The 17,553-nt window shown below is 29.1% G+C and carries 19 protein-coding genes and 1 other RNA gene; all 20 read right to left on the minus strand.

Features of this window, described 5'->3' with window-relative positions; genetic code table 11:
* Positions 1-11: 11 nt before the first annotated feature.
* Positions 12-671 carry a hypothetical protein gene (locus EXC62_RS00410; protein WP_026390734.1) on the minus strand — a complete coding sequence of 220 codons (660 nt, stop codon included), beginning with the start codon at positions 669-671 and terminating at the stop codon, positions 12-14.
* Between the two features lie 84 nt (positions 672-755).
* Positions 756-850: signal recognition particle sRNA small type (ffs, locus tag EXC62_RS00415), an RNA gene on the minus strand.
* A gap of 12 nt (positions 851-862) precedes the next feature.
* Positions 863-1,324, minus strand: coding sequence for a nucleoside deaminase (locus EXC62_RS00420; protein ID WP_026390733.1), 462 nt, complete (start codon positions 1,322-1,324; stop codon positions 863-865).
* Between the two features lie 2 nt (positions 1,325-1,326).
* A complete protein-coding gene (locus tag EXC62_RS00425) occupies positions 1,327-2,040 on the minus strand; it encodes a DNA alkylation repair protein (protein ID WP_026390732.1) in 714 nt (237 codons plus the stop codon).
* Entirely contained in the window at positions 2,037-2,621 is a 585-nt protein-coding gene (locus EXC62_RS00430) for a thymidine kinase (RefSeq protein WP_162140253.1), read from the minus strand. Before EXC62_RS00430 ends, EXC62_RS00425 begins: the two co-directional genes overlap by 4 nt.
* Before the next feature lie 58 nt (positions 2,622-2,679).
* Entirely contained in the window at positions 2,680-2,904 is a 225-nt protein-coding gene (rpmE, locus tag EXC62_RS00435; protein ID WP_026390730.1) for a 50S ribosomal protein L31, read from the minus strand.
* Between the two features lie 94 nt (positions 2,905-2,998).
* Complete coding sequence (locus tag EXC62_RS00440; RefSeq protein WP_026390729.1) at positions 2,999-3,520, minus strand: Gx transporter family protein; 522 nt, start codon at positions 3,518-3,520, stop codon at positions 2,999-3,001.
* Complete coding sequence (locus EXC62_RS00445) at positions 3,507-5,072, minus strand: FAD:protein FMN transferase (protein ID WP_026390728.1); 1,566 nt, start codon at positions 5,070-5,072, stop codon at positions 3,507-3,509. Before EXC62_RS00445 ends, EXC62_RS00440 begins: the two co-directional genes overlap by 14 nt.
* The gene (locus EXC62_RS00450) at positions 5,072-5,635 is read right to left on the minus strand and encodes an Rnf-Nqr domain containing protein (RefSeq protein WP_026390727.1); all 564 of its coding nucleotides are present in this window, start codon (positions 5,633-5,635) and stop codon (positions 5,072-5,074) included. Before EXC62_RS00450 ends, EXC62_RS00445 begins: the two co-directional genes overlap by 1 nt.
* On the minus strand, positions 5,632-6,267 hold the full coding sequence (locus tag EXC62_RS00455) for an Rnf-Nqr domain containing protein (protein WP_162140252.1): 636 nt from the start codon (positions 6,265-6,267) through the stop codon (positions 5,632-5,634). Before EXC62_RS00455 ends, EXC62_RS00450 begins: the two co-directional genes overlap by 4 nt.
* A gap of 2 nt (positions 6,268-6,269) precedes the next feature.
* Entirely contained in the window at positions 6,270-7,601 is a 1,332-nt protein-coding gene (locus EXC62_RS00460) for a hypothetical protein (protein ID WP_026390725.1), read from the minus strand.
* A gap of 1 nt (position 7,602) precedes the next feature.
* Positions 7,603-8,544, minus strand: coding sequence for a hypothetical protein (locus tag EXC62_RS00465; RefSeq protein ID WP_026390724.1), 942 nt, complete (start codon positions 8,542-8,544; stop codon positions 7,603-7,605).
* Positions 8,541-9,587: an RnfABCDGE type electron transport complex subunit D gene (locus EXC62_RS00470; protein ID WP_162140251.1), complete on the minus strand. Its 1,047-nt coding sequence runs from the start codon at positions 9,585-9,587 to the stop codon at positions 8,541-8,543. Before EXC62_RS00470 ends, EXC62_RS00465 begins: the two co-directional genes overlap by 4 nt.
* A 1-nt stretch (position 9,588) precedes the next feature.
* Positions 9,589-10,896 carry an RnfABCDGE type electron transport complex subunit C gene (locus EXC62_RS00475; protein ID WP_026390723.1) on the minus strand — a complete coding sequence of 436 codons (1,308 nt, stop codon included), beginning with the start codon at positions 10,894-10,896 and terminating at the stop codon, positions 9,589-9,591.
* On the minus strand, positions 10,893-12,152 hold the full coding sequence (glyA, locus tag EXC62_RS00480) for a serine hydroxymethyltransferase (RefSeq protein WP_162140250.1): 1,260 nt from the start codon (positions 12,150-12,152) through the stop codon (positions 10,893-10,895). The genes EXC62_RS00475 and glyA overlap by 4 nt, the downstream gene beginning before the upstream one ends.
* A gap of 89 nt (positions 12,153-12,241) precedes the next feature.
* Positions 12,242-12,964, minus strand: a complete 723-nt coding sequence (locus tag EXC62_RS00485) for a YebC/PmpR family DNA-binding transcriptional regulator (RefSeq protein WP_026390721.1) — start codon at positions 12,962-12,964, stop codon at positions 12,242-12,244.
* A 29-nt stretch (positions 12,965-12,993) separates the two neighbouring features.
* On the minus strand, positions 12,994-13,524 hold the full coding sequence (locus EXC62_RS00490; protein ID WP_026390720.1) for an inorganic diphosphatase: 531 nt from the start codon (positions 13,522-13,524) through the stop codon (positions 12,994-12,996).
* 73 nt (positions 13,525-13,597) lie between these two features.
* Positions 13,598-14,446 carry a bifunctional 5,10-methylenetetrahydrofolate dehydrogenase/5,10-methenyltetrahydrofolate cyclohydrolase gene (locus EXC62_RS00495; protein WP_026390719.1) on the minus strand — a complete coding sequence of 283 codons (849 nt, stop codon included), beginning with the start codon at positions 14,444-14,446 and terminating at the stop codon, positions 13,598-13,600.
* Positions 14,447-14,495: 49 nt separating this feature from the next.
* The gene (gene pflA / locus EXC62_RS00500; protein WP_026390718.1) at positions 14,496-15,245 is read right to left on the minus strand and encodes a pyruvate formate-lyase-activating protein; all 750 of its coding nucleotides are present in this window, start codon (positions 15,243-15,245) and stop codon (positions 14,496-14,498) included.
* A complete protein-coding gene (gene pflB / locus EXC62_RS00505) occupies positions 15,232-17,496 on the minus strand; it encodes a formate C-acetyltransferase (protein ID WP_035375789.1) in 2,265 nt (754 codons plus the stop codon). The genes pflA and pflB overlap by 14 nt, the downstream gene beginning before the upstream one ends.
* Positions 17,497-17,553: the final 57 nt, after the last annotated feature.

A 17,553-nucleotide genomic window follows, 5' to 3' on the forward strand; every position in this document is an offset into this window, starting at 1 on the left:
CTCCCTTTAAATTATTCGTCTTTTTCTTCGTCGATAATATCTCTTTCATTTTCAGATTCTTCGCCTTCTTCAAGCATCAATTCATCATCACCAGTATCAACGTCATTTTCATCTTCTTCAAATTTAAAGTATTCTTTATAGTACTCTTCTTGATCTTTTAATAACTGATTGAATTTTTCTTCAGTTAAAACTTCTCTAATTTTTGTTTGTGCTGCCAAATTCTTTTGACGAATAAGTTTATTAATACGTGATGTATGAACCATATTTAAGATTAACACCCCAAATAAAGCAACAATCACACCAGTAGTTAATTGTTCTTTAAACCAAATACCAAAAACAAGTAATACAACAAGCGAAATTGACATTGAAATTAGTAAGAACATTTTAGACATTCTACTGTTTATACTTCCAACTTCATCTAAGAAATCAATCCAAATCCCATTAACTTCACTCGTAAAAAAATAACTTACTTTTTCATAAAATCCTTTTTCAACTAATAAACGATAATTATTTCCATCTGAAGTCCAAATATAAAAACGACCTCTTGATACATATTGTGATAAATATGGAGTATCATTCATATAGAAAAACTCAACTTTTTTCCCACTTAATTCTTGTGTTTCAAATGGTTCACCTGTTAATGAACGATAAACTTTATAACTAATTTTCATGTAACTCTACCTCCGATTTAATAATATTATAACATTATTAATTTTATTATATGTGAAAAAACATTATTTTTCATATTAAATCCCCATCAAGCATCACCACCCACATAGAGAGAGTGCTTATGGCTGCTTCGATCAAGACCTGACCAGATTCACACTTCCCTATTGAATGATGATGCTTGATGGGGATTCATTTACTTTTTTCTTCGTAATTTTTTAAAAAATTCTTTCAATAATTGTGAGCTTTTTCCACCATCGTCTACATACTCACAATTAACCTTATGATTAAAAGGTAACTCGAACATTTCTATTATACTATTTGAAACACCATTTTTCAAGTCATAAGTTGCAAAGTAACAATTCTTAACCCTTGATTGAATCATTGCTCCACCACACATAGGACATGGTTCCATAGTTACAAAAACACTTGTATCTTCTAATCTCCAAGAACCAATCTTTTTTGCTGCTTTTTTCATAGCAAGAAATTCAGCATGTCCTTCAATTAATTGCTTCTTTTCTCGATTATTATGAGCCCTAGCAATTATCATTCCATCTAAGACTACAACTGCTCCTACTGGAACTTCATCTTTTTTATATGCTTTTAAAGCTTCTTTATAGGCTTCATTCATAAAGAATTCTTTTTGTTTTTCATCCATTATTATTTAACCTTATATTTCAAAAGCATTTCTTTATCTTCTTTTGTCACTCTAAAACTATCACGACATTTTTGAATTGCTTTATTAATTGTAAATTTATTTAGTTTATGATTTTCTAAATAATTTAGCGTTTTTTCACGATTAAAGATAAACAAATAAGAAACAATCCATGCATTCATCATATTAACATAATAATGCTCTTCGTTGCTAAACTGATCTAGAAGAGCATATACTTTATCAACATATTCATCTTCTTTAACATATGAAAGCATAACATTCAAACCAACTCTTTTTAGAAAAGGTTCTTCCTTATTTGCATAATATAATCCTAGTTGAAATAATTCTTCTTTATTAGTATCTAGAAAATTCTTAAATGGTATTAAATCACAAGTTGCCCAGTTATCAATTTTATAAACTAAAATATCTAAATACTTTTTAAATTCTTCAAAAGACTTTAAATATCCAATTAAAACTCCATAAACTACAGTCATTTCATGATTATCAAATGATTTTAAATCAAGGTAGTCTTTAAAATTAGTTTTACTCATTTCCTTAGCAAGTTTATTAAGAATTGGTGTTGGTATAGCAAGAACTTTATAATCAGTATTAACAATCTTTTTTGTCCATTCAATCTTTTCTTTTTTACTTTGTGATTCTAAATATTTTTTTAACTCTAAAAGCGAATTATTATTCCAATTGATATTAGTTATTATCATTTTTCTTTCCCTGGAACTTGATGATTATTTCTTGATCTTGGTTCATATGATTCTGTTGCTCCAATTAATACGATTGGATCGTCATATTTTGCTGGTTCACCATTTATCAATCTTTGTGTTCTTGTTGCAGGCATTCCACTTACTGAGCATATTGCTGTAAGTTTTGTAACAAACTCTGCAATAGCAAGCAATTGTGGCATCGGACCAAAAGGATCACCTTTAAAATCGCGATCTAATCCTCCTACGATAACTCTTATACCTTTATCTGCTAGTTTATCAGCAATCTTCACTATACCTTCATCAAAGAATTGTGCTTCATCAATTACGACTACTTCGACATCATTTTCTAAATAATCAAAAATCTCTGAACTATTTTTTATATTGATTGCTTGTTTTTGATTTTTATTATGGGAAACAATTGCTGTTTCACTATAACGATCATCAACTGCAGGCTTAAAAATTAAATACTTTTGTTTAGCATATTCTAAACGATTTATTCTTCTAATTAATTCTTCAGTTTTCCCAGCAAACATTGGCCCACAAACCACTTCAATATATCCATGATTACAAATTTGGTACATAAGTTATCCCTCCACTATTATTATAGAAAAAAACGTGACATTTGTCACGCTCATAAAATTATTTTTTTTCTGATTTATCTTTATTAAGTCCATAACGACGATTGAATCTATCAACACGTCCTTGTGCTTGAATAAAAGTTTGTTGTCCTGTGTAATATGGATGACATTTTGAGCATGTATCAACTTTGATTTCTCCTAATGTTGATCCAAGTTCAAATTCTTCCCCACATGTAGAACATGTAACTTTTGCTATTTTATATTCTGGTTGTATACTTGTTTTCATTTCTTTGTTTCTCCTTCCGCCATAGTTATAAATAAACCATGATAAGTTTTTTTACACGCGTTATTATAGCATTCTATTAAATCTTAATCAAGTGTTATTCATTATTATCTTGTTTGTTCCTAATATTAAGTAAAAACTTTTCAGCGATTATTCCATTAATAAGTCCTGTTACAATTCCAATTGGAATCATTAAAAATAAATAATAAACTATTTTATCCGATCCTAAAACATAAATACCAACAATAATCTGACCAACTTGATGAGATATAGAGCCTAATAAACTTACAAGGCTAACCCCAAGTTTAACTTGTTTTGTTACAGCCATTACGGTTATTGCTAATACTCCACCTGCAAGTCCCATATAAAAAGTCGGTCCAAGCCCTCCAGATAACAGTGCAGTTAAAAATATTCTTAATAAAGTTACTAGTAATGCTTCTTTATATGAATATAAATACAAAACAACAAGTGTTATTAGGTTAGCTAATCCAAGTTTTGCCCCTGGCACCGGAATTATTTGTAAACCAGATTCGATAATACTAAGGATTATCGCTGCAGCTGTTAAATTAGCTAATAAAACCATTTTTTTTATACTACTTTTTTTCTTAGATGGTGTCATCAAAATTAGGACTTCCATTTCCAAAACTTATTTTTATATTATTAGGAACACAAACTAATTCCATACCAGTTGATTCTCCTAAATTACTACAAATGTTTTTTGGACTTTGTTCCTCAATTATTTGCATACTATGTTTTTCAAAATCATAACGAACTACTAATTCTTGTCTTATACCATCAATTTCATAGTCACCTAATATAGTTATTGTTTTATTCTCTAGATTAATAATAGGATAAGTTTTGTTATTATATTCCGGAATACCTTCTTGATTATTTTCAGTTTCAACTTTCTGTTCAGTAAAATGAACTACAGCTAAAACTTTATCTCTATAAACAACATAAGCATTTTGATATTTTGATTTTTTAAATGCTTTGCTAATCATAAAAAATCCTAAAAAAGCAATTATGATTACTCCGCTAATTATTAACCATTCTTTAACTGATGTTTTCAAAATATCATCATCTCCTTCAATTGTTGAAAAGATATCCTTTGATACGGTATTTATAACTGTTCCATTGGTCTTAAACAATAAATATTCTATATTACTATTTTCTTGAATCCATTTTTCTCTTACTTGATCATCCATTGAAAATAATGCTGTTGTAAGTGCATCTGCATACCCAGCATCATCACTAATCAAAGTAATAAGTCTGTTATAGTCTTCAGGCATTTTTGTTTTTGGTGAAATGATATGATGGTATATTCTACCATTATATTCAACACCTTGTGCTGTATCACCACTTGTTGTAATACTACTATTTTTCATTTTAGCTCTTCCATATATTTCAGCGTTACCATTTGTAACTCCAACATTAAAATATTTATCATTTGTTGTTGGATTTTCACCATATGATAGTGAACTATTACTTCCAGTAACTTTGAAATATTTAAGACCTTTTTCTGTTAAATAATTAGATGCTAATTGCACAACATAGCCTTTTGCAAGAGCACCTAAATCAATTTTAACTCCATCTTTAATAGTAATATAGAATTTATCGTTTTCTGTTTCTAAGATAATCCCATTTTTTATTATTGGAATTTCTTTTACTTCATTAATAAACTTTTCAAATTCTTCATTAGTCAATTTCTCATCTAATTCAATCAACCATTTCCATTTATCAATTATTTTTCCAATTGAGATATCAAAATATTCATCTGTTAATTGTTTTATGTTCTCAGCAAAAATTAGTATATCATATAATTCTTTACTAATCTCTAATTTTGTATTCGGATTATCATTGATTGTATTAACATTAACTAAATTTTCATATTTTTTATAAATACTAGATTCAGTTAAATCAATTTTAAAATTTGATGTTAAGTAATGATACTTATTAAATAATTCAACAAAATACTCATCAAGTTCATTTTCAGAAAACAAAATATTTTCTTTATTCACAACAACAGCAATTGACGTTGACATTGAGTCATAGTATTTCGCAAAATCTTTTTCATTTTTTAACTCATTTGCGCTAGTTTTAATTGGTGTTAATATTGTAAATATAAACAATAAAGAAACTATTGTTATAATACTTACGAATTTTTTAATCATTAGAATATACCTGAAAGACCCATAAATACCATAGCTATTAATCCTAATGTAACTAATAATATCGGAATCCCTCTAAATGCTTTTGGTAAGCCTGGTAAATCAAGACGAGGCTTAATCATAAATAACATTAACGTAACTAATATATATCCTAAACCTAAACCAATAATATTTGCAACAGCACCTAAATAAGTTTGATTAGTTGCAACCAATAAACTAGAAACTACGATAACCGCATTGAATGGAGCAAATAACTCTAGTTCATTTGTTACCTCCTCTTCAACTTTTAATTTCTTTGATAGTGCATTTACACCAAGTGTTATATTTGCTGCAACAAGCACTGTTATTATAATTGTTAGAAAAGTCCAACTTTCTGGTTCTAATAAAAATTTAGAAATTGGATAAACTATTACTCCTGTAAAAAGAGAAATAATAAGTGTTTTAATTCCAATAACTAAAACTTTTCTTAAAGAAACATCTTTCCCTAAAAATGGAAACCCTACTAAACTAGATAATAATATATTACTTAAAAAAACTGCTGAAAAGATAATCGCTATATATGTCATGCTCTTTCTCCTTTCTTATTTAATCCTAATTGAATTGCTGCTAGTAATAATCCTAAAATGATTATTGCGCCTAAAGGTTCATTAATGATTGATATTGCGTTTTTACTAAACAGATTAACATTAAATGATATTTCACTATAGTTTCCAAATACAATCATTCCTGTTCCAATTACTTCTCTAAGTATTGAAACAAATAACATAATAATTACTAAACCTATAAATGATTGAAGTGAATTAACTAGTGATTTACCAACATTTTTCTTTTCATTATCTGCATTTAACATATATGGTAATGAACTAACTGCAAATAGATATATAAACAATTCATAATCTTTAGCAAAATTCACAAAAAATGCATTAGCAAGAATTGCTACAAATGCTGAAACCCCAACAACTGAAACAATTACTACAATCCAATTAATATCATTTGGAACTATTTTCTCAATTAATTTAAATACTAGCGTAACTAATATTATAAATATAGCATACAACAATAAATAAATTAGTGTTGCTTCAATTGATTTTGTAACAAATAAACCTGGAAGCAATGCTAAAACTAATAATGTCATTGATTGATCATTAACGTCTTTTATATTAAAAATATTTAATAAGTTTTTATTTTTTAATTGCATTTTTATTTACCTCCTATTAATATACTTAAATCACTAAACATTGATTTAACTAGTGTAATAGAATTTGTAGATCCCGATATATCTTCTTGACTGTTAACTGCACTAACTAAAGTTTTATTTTCTACTAATCCATTTAAAAATGTAATAGTTCTTTCTTTAAATCTAGCACCCGTGTGACCATATTCAATAACGTTGATTGCAACAATTTTATTTTCTAAATCAATCATCACTTCTAATTCGATTTTGCCTTCACTACCATCTGTATACATACCTGTTTTTTCAAGACGATATATTGAACCAACTTCAGCATTATCTAAAGTAACACTTTGGTGTTGTTTAACACTATTAGTTGGATTTAGAATATCATTTTCAGATACTATAACTCCTTCACCAAAAACTTTTTCATATTTGTTAAGTGGTTTAGTAACATCTGTTTCAACAAACGTAGCTAAATCTACTAATAACGCTTTTAACGTGTTTCTTGAATTTGTTGCTCCTGTAATATCAGTTTGATAATTAACAACTTCAGAAACAGTAATCTTCTTAGCTATTAGTTCATCAAAGAAATCTAATACTTTTTTCTTGAATGTTCCACCCGAATGTTTATATTCAACTTCTTCATACCCAAGAATTGTTCCATCAACATCTAAAATAACATTGAATGAAATCTTTGCTTCTTCATCTCCATTATAAACACCCGTTTTTTCAACTAAGTAAACATTAGCTACCCATTCACCATTTACTAAAACAGCTTTTTTAGATTTTACACTCTCATTTGGAATAATTGTTATATCATCTAAAACATAATTATCACCAAAAAGCTTTGTATAAATAGTTTCAGTATCAACAATAAATCCTGATGCATAACCAATATCACTTAATAATTCATCAACGGTTGATAATGAAAAAGTAACTGTTGGAGCAGTAAACTCTCCATTCACTTTTGGTTCATTAATATTTGATCCTTTAAATGTTCTAAGATATTGTTTTGTAAGTTTAGCACCAATTGATTGATCAACATCACCATCAATACCAATTATTTGACCTTTTTCATCAATAGCAACATAAACCGTTATTTTACCATATTGATTATTTTTAGTTGCTGTATATTTTTTTCCTAATTTTTTATTACCAACAAAACTAAAAAGTTCATCAACAGCCTTAATACTTTCTGGCATATCTTTGTATTCAACACTTACTTCTTTAACTTTTTCACCAATCATTTTATCAAAACTTGATGTTGGAACGAAGAACGAATAAACAACTATAAATGCTATCGAAATAACTAATAAAATTCCACTACAAATAAGTAACCATTTATTTTCTTTAGTCATTTTATCTATCTCCTTCTACAAAAATTGCAAGTTCATTTAGCATTGATTTTAAAATTATTCTTGAATTTGTTGATCCCGTCACTTCTGTAACATGACTATCAACAGCAGATATTAAAACTTTTTCATTTACTAATTCATTGAAAAATGCTAGTACATTTCTCTTATAAGTTCCACCTGTATGTTTATATTCAACTTCTTCATAACCAAGAATTTCGTTATTTAAGCCTAAAATCACATTAAAGGATATTTTATCTTCCATACCATCTGTATACATTCCGGTTTTCTCAATTTTATAAACTCTTGCTTTTTCTACGTCATTAACTAAGATTTTTCTTACTTCTTTCACAGTAGCATTTTCTTCAATTTCAATTATTTCAAATTTAAAATCATCGCCAAATAATTTTTCATATACATTTTTTTCTTCTTCAGGGGCATCAATCTTGTACGCCTCTTTAACATCATTTAATATTTTGTTAACTGCTTCATTTGATCTTGTAACACCCGTTACATCAACATTTGAAACTGGATCCAATATTGAAGACCCTTTTAATCCACTTATATATGCAATTGTTTTATCAACACCTAATGTTTGATTAACGATTGCTTTTATACCTAAGATTTTACCTGTTGTATCTAGTGATAAGATAATTTCAATATTTCCGTAATTATTTGTTGTATTTGTTGAATATAACGTTCCAATTACTGTTCCACTTGCATTTTTTGCAATTTTTTTATCAGTTATTGTTACAAGTGAACTAGGAACTTCAACAGTTTCGATTTCAGAAATATTTTCTAATACTTCAGTATATTTTTTGATTTCTTGTTTCATTATATTGTTACTTCGAGTATTTTTTAATAGTAAACTACTACCAATTAAAACTCCTAAAATAACAAAAATAAAGCCAAGCATTACCAGTATATTTTTGACATTTAAATTTTTCATAGTGCAAAACCTCCAACCCCAGCAAATACTATTAAGGCTAGAACCACAATACTAACTGAATATGCGATAATAAATTTTTTAGTATAAATATTTGTTGTCCATTTTTTATAATCAATTAACGGAACAAATGCATTTGCGATAACAATTGCAAATACCATTCCTTCTGGATATGATCCGAACAAACGAATAGCTGCAACAAGTAGTCCAATTATAAGTCCAAATATTAATCTTCCTGGTCTTGTATATGGTGATGTTATTGGATCAGTTGCCATAAATACTAGTCCAAATAATAAACCACCTGATAATATATGGAATAATGTATATTTGATTGTTTCATTAAATCCATATCCTAAACCTAATCCAGCAACACACATAAATAAGGCAAAACTTAATAACCCTGCCAATATAACACGATAATCTGCAGATCTTCTAATAATTAAATAAGCTCCCCCAATTAAAATTGCTAAAGCACTTATTTCACCTGATGAACCTGGAACATTTCCTAAAAATAAATCAAGGAATGAATATGACTTTAAAACATCAGCATATGGTGTTGATAATGCTGTTGCTCCAGCTATATCATCTAATCCTTGGTATACAAAGAAACTTGCAAATGTTAAACCTACAAATACTCTTCCAATACCTGCTGGGTTAAATATATTTTTACCTAGTCCACCATAAATCATTTTTCCAATTAAAATTGCAAACACAACACCAATAATAATCACATAAAAAGATATATTACTTGGAAGTGTTAGTAAAAAAATTAATGCTGTAATAATTGGTGGAACCACATTATTAACTGTATATTTTTTAAATCTTTCTTTCCATGTTTCATTTTTTTCTTTCATTAAGCCAAATGCTAATGCCTCTAATCCAACTGCTAAGACACTCGCCAATAAAGCTCTTAATACAAAATCAAATTTAAATCGATATATTGCAAAAGCGATAACTGGAATTAATGCAATTAGAACATCAACCATCATTCTCTTAGTGCTTGTCGCTTTTCTAATATATGGACTAGTTTTTACTACTGCTTGCATCCTAAATTCCCTTCTCTCTTAAGTATTTCTTTGAATCACGCATGTATTGTGTTAAATGAATCTTTGATGGACAAACAAATGAACATAATCCACATTCAATACATTTATTAACTTTTAACATTTCTAATCCTTCAGCATCTCCAAGTTTCAACGCATTCATAATTTGAACTGGTTCAATCTTTACTGGACATGAGTAAACACATGCAGCACAATGGATACATGGTTCTTCAAAGTAATCAACATTATTAAAAACAATCATTGATGTTATTGTATGTGTAATCATAACATCATCAGTAGTAGTGTTTGATCCCATCATTGGTCCACCAAGAACAAGTGTTTTTGGTATTTCAACATCTAAGTAACCACCAGCAATTTGAACTAAATCAGTAATTTTTGTTCCAATTCTTGCTCTAAAACTTGTATTCTTAATTCCATCTCCACTTAATGTAAAGAATCTTTCTAATACAGGCATACGATGTTTAACAGCTTGGTATACACTTGCTAATGTAGAAACGTTAAAAATTAACACTCCGTATTTTGCAGTTAATGCACCTTGTGGAATTGTAACTCCAATAGCACTTTTAACAGTTTCTAATTCCCAACCTTGTGGATAATAATTACCTACTTCAGCAACTTCAATATTAACCCCAGGATATTCTGTTAAAGCAAAATCCAATACTTCTTTAATTTCTTTATATTTCTTTTTAATAGCAATAACACCTTTTTTAGCCTTCATTGCTTGCATTACATAAATCAATCCTTTGATTAATTCATGTGGACTATTTAACATTAATTCATAATCACTTACTAAGAATGGTTCACACTCAACACCATTGACAACAATCGTATCAATTTCTTCTTTAGTGTTTAGTTTAATATAAGTAGGAAACCCACTTCCACCTAAACCAACTAACCCCATTTCTTTAGCAATTTCAACTAACTCTTCACGTGTTAAATTTTTAATCTCTTCATCAGTTCTATCTTTCACTGACTCATGAAGTTCATATTTTTGATCATTCTTTAAGATTACACAATCAACTAACTTCCCAGTTTGATCGTGATGTTTCTCAATACCAACAATTTCACCACTTGCTGTAGCATGAATTGGTTGTTCAAAAAATGATCCTTTTCTTGTTCCAATTACTTCGCCAACTTTAACAAATTGTCCGCCTAAAACACAAGTTTCACCAACTGGGCATCTTGCATTAGTAATTGGATAATACAAATACTCGGCTTCCTTATGATGTAAAATAGGTAATTTTTTTAATTCTTTTTTACCATCAGGAATAATCCTTGTTTTTGTTATCATTTAATACTTCCTCCTTTTCTTTCAAACAATGGATATTTTTCCATCATTTCGATTACTGTTTTTTTAATTTCTTCAATTCTATTTATATCATCACGATTAACTAATGCGTTATTAATTAAATTTGCAATAATAACCATTTCTTTTTCTTTCAAACCTCGTGTTGTTACTGCTGGACTTCCAAGACGAATTCCACTTGCATTATGCGGTTTTTCTTGGTCAAAAGGAATAGTATTTTTGTTAACCGTAATATTAACTAAACCTAAAACTCGTTCTGCTTCTTTACCTGTAATTCCTAATTTAGATTTAACATCAATTAAGACTAAGTGATTATCTGTTGTTTCACTAACAATTCTGTATCCTAATTTTTTCATTTCATTAGCTAATGTTTTAGCATTTTTAATAACTTGTTCTTGATATGTTTTAAAACTATCATCTAATGCTTCTCCAAAAGCAACCGCCTTAGCACCAATAACATGCATTAAAGGACCGCCTTGTACTCCTGGGAATACTGCACGATTAATCTTCTTAGCTATTTCATCATCATTTGTAATTATGATTCCACCGCGTGGTCCACGTAGCGTTTTATGCGTAGTTGATGTAATAACATGAGCATAAGGAACTGGTGATGGATGAAGTCCAGCAGCAACTAAACCTGCAATATGTGCCATATCAACCATAAGATAAGCACCAACTTCATCAGCAATTTCTCTAAATTTTTTAAAATCAATAATTCTTGAATATGCACTTGCTCCTGCAACAATCAATTTAGGCTTTACTTCAAGAGCAATCTTTCTAACATTCTCCATATCAATCATTTCTGTTTCTTTATCAACACCATAAAAAGCGGACTTATAAAATTGTCCTGAAAATGATAAATGATATCCATGTGTTAAATGTCCACCTTCATTAAGTGACATCCCCAAGATTAAATCTCCTGGTTCTAATAACGCACCATAAGCAGCCATATTTGCTTGAGAACCTGAATGTGGTTGAACATTTGCATGTTTTACATTATAAAGTTTTTTCAATCTTTCAATCGCTTCAGTTTCAATAATATCAACAAATTCACAGCCGCCATAATATCTTTTTCCAGGATATCCTTCAGCATATTTATTTGTTAGTATTGTTCCTTGCATATTTAAAACATCGTCTGAAACAAAGTTTTCAGATGCAATTAATTCAATATGTGTTTTTTGTCTATTTTCTTCTTTTTTCAAAGCTTCAAATACTATATCATTCATATTCATTTTTTCCATAAAAATACCCCACTTCGTTAGTCTATATTATAACATAATATAAATATTAAAAAAAGGTAGTTTATAATTAAGCCTACCTTTTTTTCTAATTAATCTTCAATTATAGCGTTGTTATAAACATCTTTAACATCATCTAATTCATCTAACATTTGTGTTAAACGATTAAATTTATCAATATCATCTTGTTCTGCTAATTTAACTTCAGTAGTTGGTACCCACATTATTTCGTCTGTAACAAAATCAATGTCTTTTTTTGCTTCTAATAATGCCGTTCTAATATTACTATAGTCACTTACACTACCATAAACTGTTACACCATCTTCATCAGCTTCAATACTTTCAACTTCAATATCATTTTCAATAACTACTTCAAGTATTTCATCCTCTGTAACATCTTTAATAGCAAACACTGATTGATGATTAAACATATGAACAACAGATCCACTTACACCAAGTTTTGAACCAGTCTTAGTAAAACAATTTCTAACTTCTGAAATTGTTCTATTAACATTGTCTGTTAAACACTCAACAATAAATAATGTATTTCCAGGTCCAAATCCTTCATAACGAACTTCAGAATAGTTGTCTTCACTTCCACCCTTAGCTTTTTCAATCGCTCTTTTAATAATATCTCCTGGAACTTGTTCCTTCTTTGCTTTTTCAATAATTCTTTTTAATTCTAAGTTTGCATCTGGATCAATTCCATTTTTAGCAGCCATATAAACTTCTCTTCCATACTTAGAATATACTCTTGTTTTTGCAGCAGCAGTCTTTGCCATTGCTTGTTTTCTTACTTCAAACGCTCTTCCCATTTCTTACACCTTCTTATAAAATATAAAATTTATTTACCAAATTTTTCTTCGTAATTCTTAATTGATTGCTCAATAATCTTTTCTGCTTCTTTTCTTCCTTCTATATCTAGAATATATGTCTCTTTACCTTCTAACGCCTTATAAGTTTCGAAGAAATGTCCCATTTCAGTTAGTAAATGTTGCGGAATTTCACTTATATCTTGATACTGATTCATTGATGGATCACTTTGTGGAACAGCGATGATTTTTTCATCAACTTCATCAGAGTCAATCATCTTCATAACTCCAATCGGATAGCATGCAACCAAACTCATTGGTTCAATATCTTCTTGACATAAAACTAAAACATCCAGTGGGTCATTATCCCCAGCATATGTTCTTGGTATAAAACCATAGTTAGCAGGATAGTGTGTTGACGTAAATAAAATACGATCTAAAATAATCATTCCTGTTTCTTTATCAAGTTCGTATTTTTTCTTACTTCCTTTGCTAATTTCAATTACAGTAATGAAATTATCTTTCTTTATACGATCCTTTCGTATGTCGTGCCATACATTCATTTATTTCACCCTTTCAACATCATTTTTTATTTTACCATTTTTTTCATTAAAAAAACACTATTTTTATTAGTGTTTATTTTTTATTGTTGTTTAATCTACTAACTTTGTAAGTATTTTCTAATAATGCATTAATTGTCATTGGACCAACTCCCTTTGGAACCGGTGTAATAAAACTTGCTTTTTTAGAAACATTTTCAAAATCAACATCCCCATATAATTTTCCATCTACACGATTAATTCCAACATCAATAACAACAACATTATCTTTAACCATCTCAGCTTTTAACATTCCAGCAACACCAACAGCCATGACAATCAAATCAGCATTTTTAGTGTAAAAACTAATATCCTTTGTTTTACTATGACAAATTGTGACAGTTGCATTTCTATCTATCAACATCTTAGCAATTGGAAGTCCAACAATTTGACTTCTTCCCACAACAACAGCATTTAAACCTTTAACATCAATCTTATATTCATCTAAAAGATTAATTATACCTTGTGGTGTTGCTGCATATGTAGCATCTATATTTTGAAATAGTTTTCCTTGATTAACAATTGTAAAACCATCAATATCTTTTTTATTCTCAATTAAATTAATAAACTTTTTTTCATCCAAATGTTTAGGTAGTGGTAGTTGCAATAAAATTCCATCTACACTTTTATCATTATTTAATTTTTCAATAAGAGATTCTAATTCTTGTTCACTTGTCTCTCTAGATAACTCTATTAATTCAGTATCAATAAGAACTTTTGCAGAAGCTTTTATTTTTGAGTTAACATATATTTTACTTGCTGGATCATTACCAACTAAAATAATTACTGACTTTGGTTTTTTTAACCCTTCATTTATTTCTTTTTCAATTTTTTCTTTCAACAATTCATTTCTATTATTCGCTATTTTTAATCCATCAAGTATCACTTAAATCAACTCCCTATAAAAAAATAAAAGTGTTTTTAAAACACTCTTATTATATCATAAATTTATAATTCTCTTTTAAAATTTTCTCTGCATGTCTAACAAGTTCTTTACTTGGTTCTTTTGTGTCTGGGAGTGGATATTCTAATCCCATTTTTTTCCACTTCATAATTCCTGCTGTATGATAAGGAAGAACATCAGTTCCAACAATATTTGTTAGTCCATCTATAAACTCTCTTAACTTAATTAAATACTCATCTTGACTATTTATTTCAGGCAATAAAACATGTCTAATAACTGTTGGGACTTGCTTTTTATCTAAATATTTTGCAAACTCCAAAATATGAGTATTTGGAACACCAACAAGCCATTTATGAATTTCATTATCAATATGTTTTATATCTAATAACACTAAATCAGTATATTTAAGTAGCTCATCATAAACCGGAATCATCTTTTCATTAAATACCCCTGCAGATGTATCAAGGCAAGTATGAATACCTTGCTTTTTAGCATCTTTAAAGAGTTCAATTAGAAAATAAATTTGAAGGGTAGCCTCACCGCCACTAACGGTAAGACCACCTTTCTTGTAAAAGTTTCTATATTTATTGTAATCTTCTAAAATTTCATCAACCGTCATTAATTTATTATCATCGGTTTCCCATGAATCACGGTTGTGACAAAATTTACATCTTAATTGACATCCTTGTAAAAAGAGTACATAACGAATGCCAGGTCCATCGAAAGCACCTAATGTTTCAATGGAATGAACGTTACCAAGTCTTGGATTAAAATCCTTCATGGAAAGTTCTACTCATAACTTCACGTTTTTGTTCATCAGTTAAGTTAGAGAAGTTTACTGCATATCCTGAAACACGGATTGTTAAGTTTGGATATAATTCTGGATTATCATAAGCTGCTTTTAATGTTTCTCTTGTAAACACGTTAACATTTAAATGATATCCTTTTGAACTAAAGTATCCATCTAACATATTAACTAAGTTAGTTACTTGAACGTCATCAGCTAATACAACTGTTCCTTCAACTTCAACTTTCTTACCTAATGCTTTTGGGATTATTGTAAATGTATTTGAAATACCATCTCTAGCATTTTCAAATGGAATTTTAGCAACACTCATTAATGATTTTAAAGCACCTGATTTATCTCTACCATGCATTGGGTTAGCACCTGGAGCAAATGCTTGTCCAGCTCTTCTTCCATCAGGAGTATTTCCTGTATTTTTACCATATACAACATTTGATGTAATAGTTAATACACTCATTGTTGGAATTGATTCACGGTAAGTATAATTGCTTCTAATCTTGTCCATAAACACGTTAACAACTTTAACTGCTAATTCATCAACACGATCATCATTATTACCATATTGTGGATAATCTCCAATTACTTCATAATCAGTAATTAAACCACTTTCTTCATCATATAACGGAACAACTTTAGCATATTTAATTGCTGATAATGAGTCAGCAACCACTGATAAACCAGCAATACCTGTTGCAAATGTTCTCTTAACTTCAACATCATGTAAAGCCATTTCTAATTTTTCATATGCATATTTATCGTGCATATAGTGAATAATATTTAATGCGTTAACATAAACTTCAGCAAGTTCATCCATAGTCTTATCAAATCTAGCCCAAACAGTATCAAAATCTAGAACTTCTGCTTTTAAAACATCTTGTTTAGTTTTAACAAATACTTGGTCTCCTGAAATTTCATCACGTCCACCATTTAGTGAATATAATAATGCTTTAGCAAGGTTTGCTCTTGCACCAAAGAATTGCATTTCTTTACCAACAGCCATTGGTGATACACAACATGCGATAGCATAATCATCACCATGTTTTGGTCTCATTAACTCATCATTTTCATATTGAATTGATGATGTATCAATTGAAACTTTAGCACAGAAATCTTTAAATCCTTCTGGTAATTTATCGCTCCATAGAACTGTTAAATTTGGTTCAGCTGAAGTACCTAAATTATATAATGTTTGTAAGTATCTGAATGATGTTTTAGTAACTAATGATTTACCTTCTAATGAAATACCACCAAGACTTTCAGTTACCCATGTTGGATCTCCTGTAAATAATTGATTATATTCTGGAGTTCTAGCAAATCTAACCATTCTTAATTTCATAATGAAATGATCAACTAATTCTTGAGCTTCAACTTCATTAATTCTTCCTAATTCTAAATCTCTTTGAATATAAATATCAACGAATGTTGAAGTTCTACCTAGAGACATTGCTGCACCATTTTGTTCTTTAACTGCAGCTAAATAAGCTAAGTATAACCATTGAATAGCTTCTTGAGCATTTTCAGCTGGTCTTGATAAATCAAATCCGTATTCATTACCTAATTGAATCAATTCTTTTAATGATCTAATTTGGTCAGTTATTTCTTCTCTTAATCTGATTTTATCTTCAGTCATAGGGAATGTGATTAATGCTTGTTCTGCTTGTCTTTGTTTGATTAAGAAGTTAATACCATATAAAGCAACTCTTCTGTAATCACCAATTATACGTCCACGTCCATATCCATCAGGTAATCCTGTAACGATATGTGATTTACGAGCACGTCTAATTTCTGGAGTATAAGCATCAAATACACCTTGATTATGAGTTTTTCTTACATCAGTATATAATTTTATTGTTTCTTCATCAACATGATATCCATATGCTTCAGCAGCTTTTGTTGCAACATTTATACCACCATTTGGGAAAAATCCTCTTTTTAATGGGGCATCAGTTTGTAAACCAACAATTTTTTCAATTTCTTTAACTAAATATCCAGGTCCATGTGAAATAATTGTAGATGCAACTTTTGTATCTAAATCAATAACTCCACCTTTTTCTTTTTCAAGTTTTAACAAATCAATAAATACTTGATTCAATGTTTTACTATCTTCAGTAACTGAAGCTAAAAATGAACCATCTCCTGTATATTCTTTGTAGTTTTTAATAATAAAATCTCGAACGTCGACTTTCTTTGTCCAATCGCCTTCGACAAATCCTTTCCATGCAGACATATAAATTTCCTCCTTGATAATTTTATATATTTATATATAAACAGTCTTCGTATCTTC

The organism is Haploplasma axanthum (assembly GCF_900660745.1).
GTDB lineage: Bacteria > Bacillota_I > Bacilli_A > Acholeplasmatales > Acholeplasmataceae > Haploplasma > Haploplasma axanthum.

Coding starts and splice junctions, on each gene's coding strand:
- EXC62_RS00410 (WP_026390734.1), bottom strand. CDS start 671: ATGAAAATTAGTTATAAAGTTTATCGTTCATTAACAGGTGAACCATTT.
- EXC62_RS00420 (WP_026390733.1), bottom strand. CDS start 1,324: ATGGATGAAAAACAAAAAGAATTCTTTATGAATGAAGCCTATAAAGAA.
- EXC62_RS00425 (WP_026390732.1), bottom strand. CDS start 2,040: ATGATAATAACTAATATCAATTGGAATAATAATTCGCTTTTAGAGTTA.
- EXC62_RS00430 (WP_162140253.1), bottom strand. CDS start 2,621: ATGTACCAAATTTGTAATCATGGATATATTGAAGTGGTTTGTGGGCCA.
- rpmE (WP_026390730.1), bottom strand. CDS start 2,904: ATGAAAACAAGTATACAACCAGAATATAAAATAGCAAAAGTTACATGT.
- EXC62_RS00440 (WP_026390729.1), bottom strand. CDS start 3,520: ATGACACCATCTAAGAAAAAAAGTAGTATAAAAAAAATGGTTTTATTA.
- EXC62_RS00445 (WP_026390728.1), bottom strand. CDS start 5,072: ATGATTAAAAAATTCGTAAGTATTATAACAATAGTTTCTTTATTGTTT.
- EXC62_RS00450 (WP_026390727.1), bottom strand. CDS start 5,635: ATGACATATATAGCGATTATCTTTTCAGCAGTTTTTTTAAGTAATATA.
- EXC62_RS00455 (WP_162140252.1), bottom strand. CDS start 6,267: ATGCAATTAAAAAATAAAAACTTATTAAATATTTTTAATATAAAAGAC.
- EXC62_RS00460 (WP_026390725.1), bottom strand. CDS start 7,601: ATGACTAAAGAAAATAAATGGTTACTTATTTGTAGTGGAATTTTATTA.
- EXC62_RS00465 (WP_026390724.1), bottom strand. CDS start 8,544: ATGAAAAATTTAAATGTCAAAAATATACTGGTAATGCTTGGCTTTATT.
- EXC62_RS00470 (WP_162140251.1), bottom strand. CDS start 9,587: ATGCAAGCAGTAGTAAAAACTAGTCCATATATTAGAAAAGCGACAAGC.
- EXC62_RS00475 (WP_026390723.1), bottom strand. CDS start 10,896: ATGATAACAAAAACAAGGATTATTCCTGATGGTAAAAAAGAATTAAAA.
- glyA (WP_162140250.1), bottom strand. CDS start 12,152: ATGGAAAAAATGAATATGAATGATATAGTATTTGAAGCTTTGAAAAAA.
- EXC62_RS00485 (WP_026390721.1), bottom strand. CDS start 12,964: ATGGGAAGAGCGTTTGAAGTAAGAAAACAAGCAATGGCAAAGACTGCT.
- EXC62_RS00490 (WP_026390720.1), bottom strand. CDS start 13,524: ATGAATGTATGGCACGACATACGAAAGGATCGTATAAAGAAAGATAAT.
- pflA (WP_026390718.1), bottom strand. CDS start 15,245: ATGAAGGATTTTAATCCAAGACTTGGTAACGTTCATTCCATTGAAACA.
- pflB (WP_035375789.1), bottom strand. CDS start 17,496: ATGTCTGCATGGAAAGGATTTGTCGAAGGCGATTGGACAAAGAAAGTC.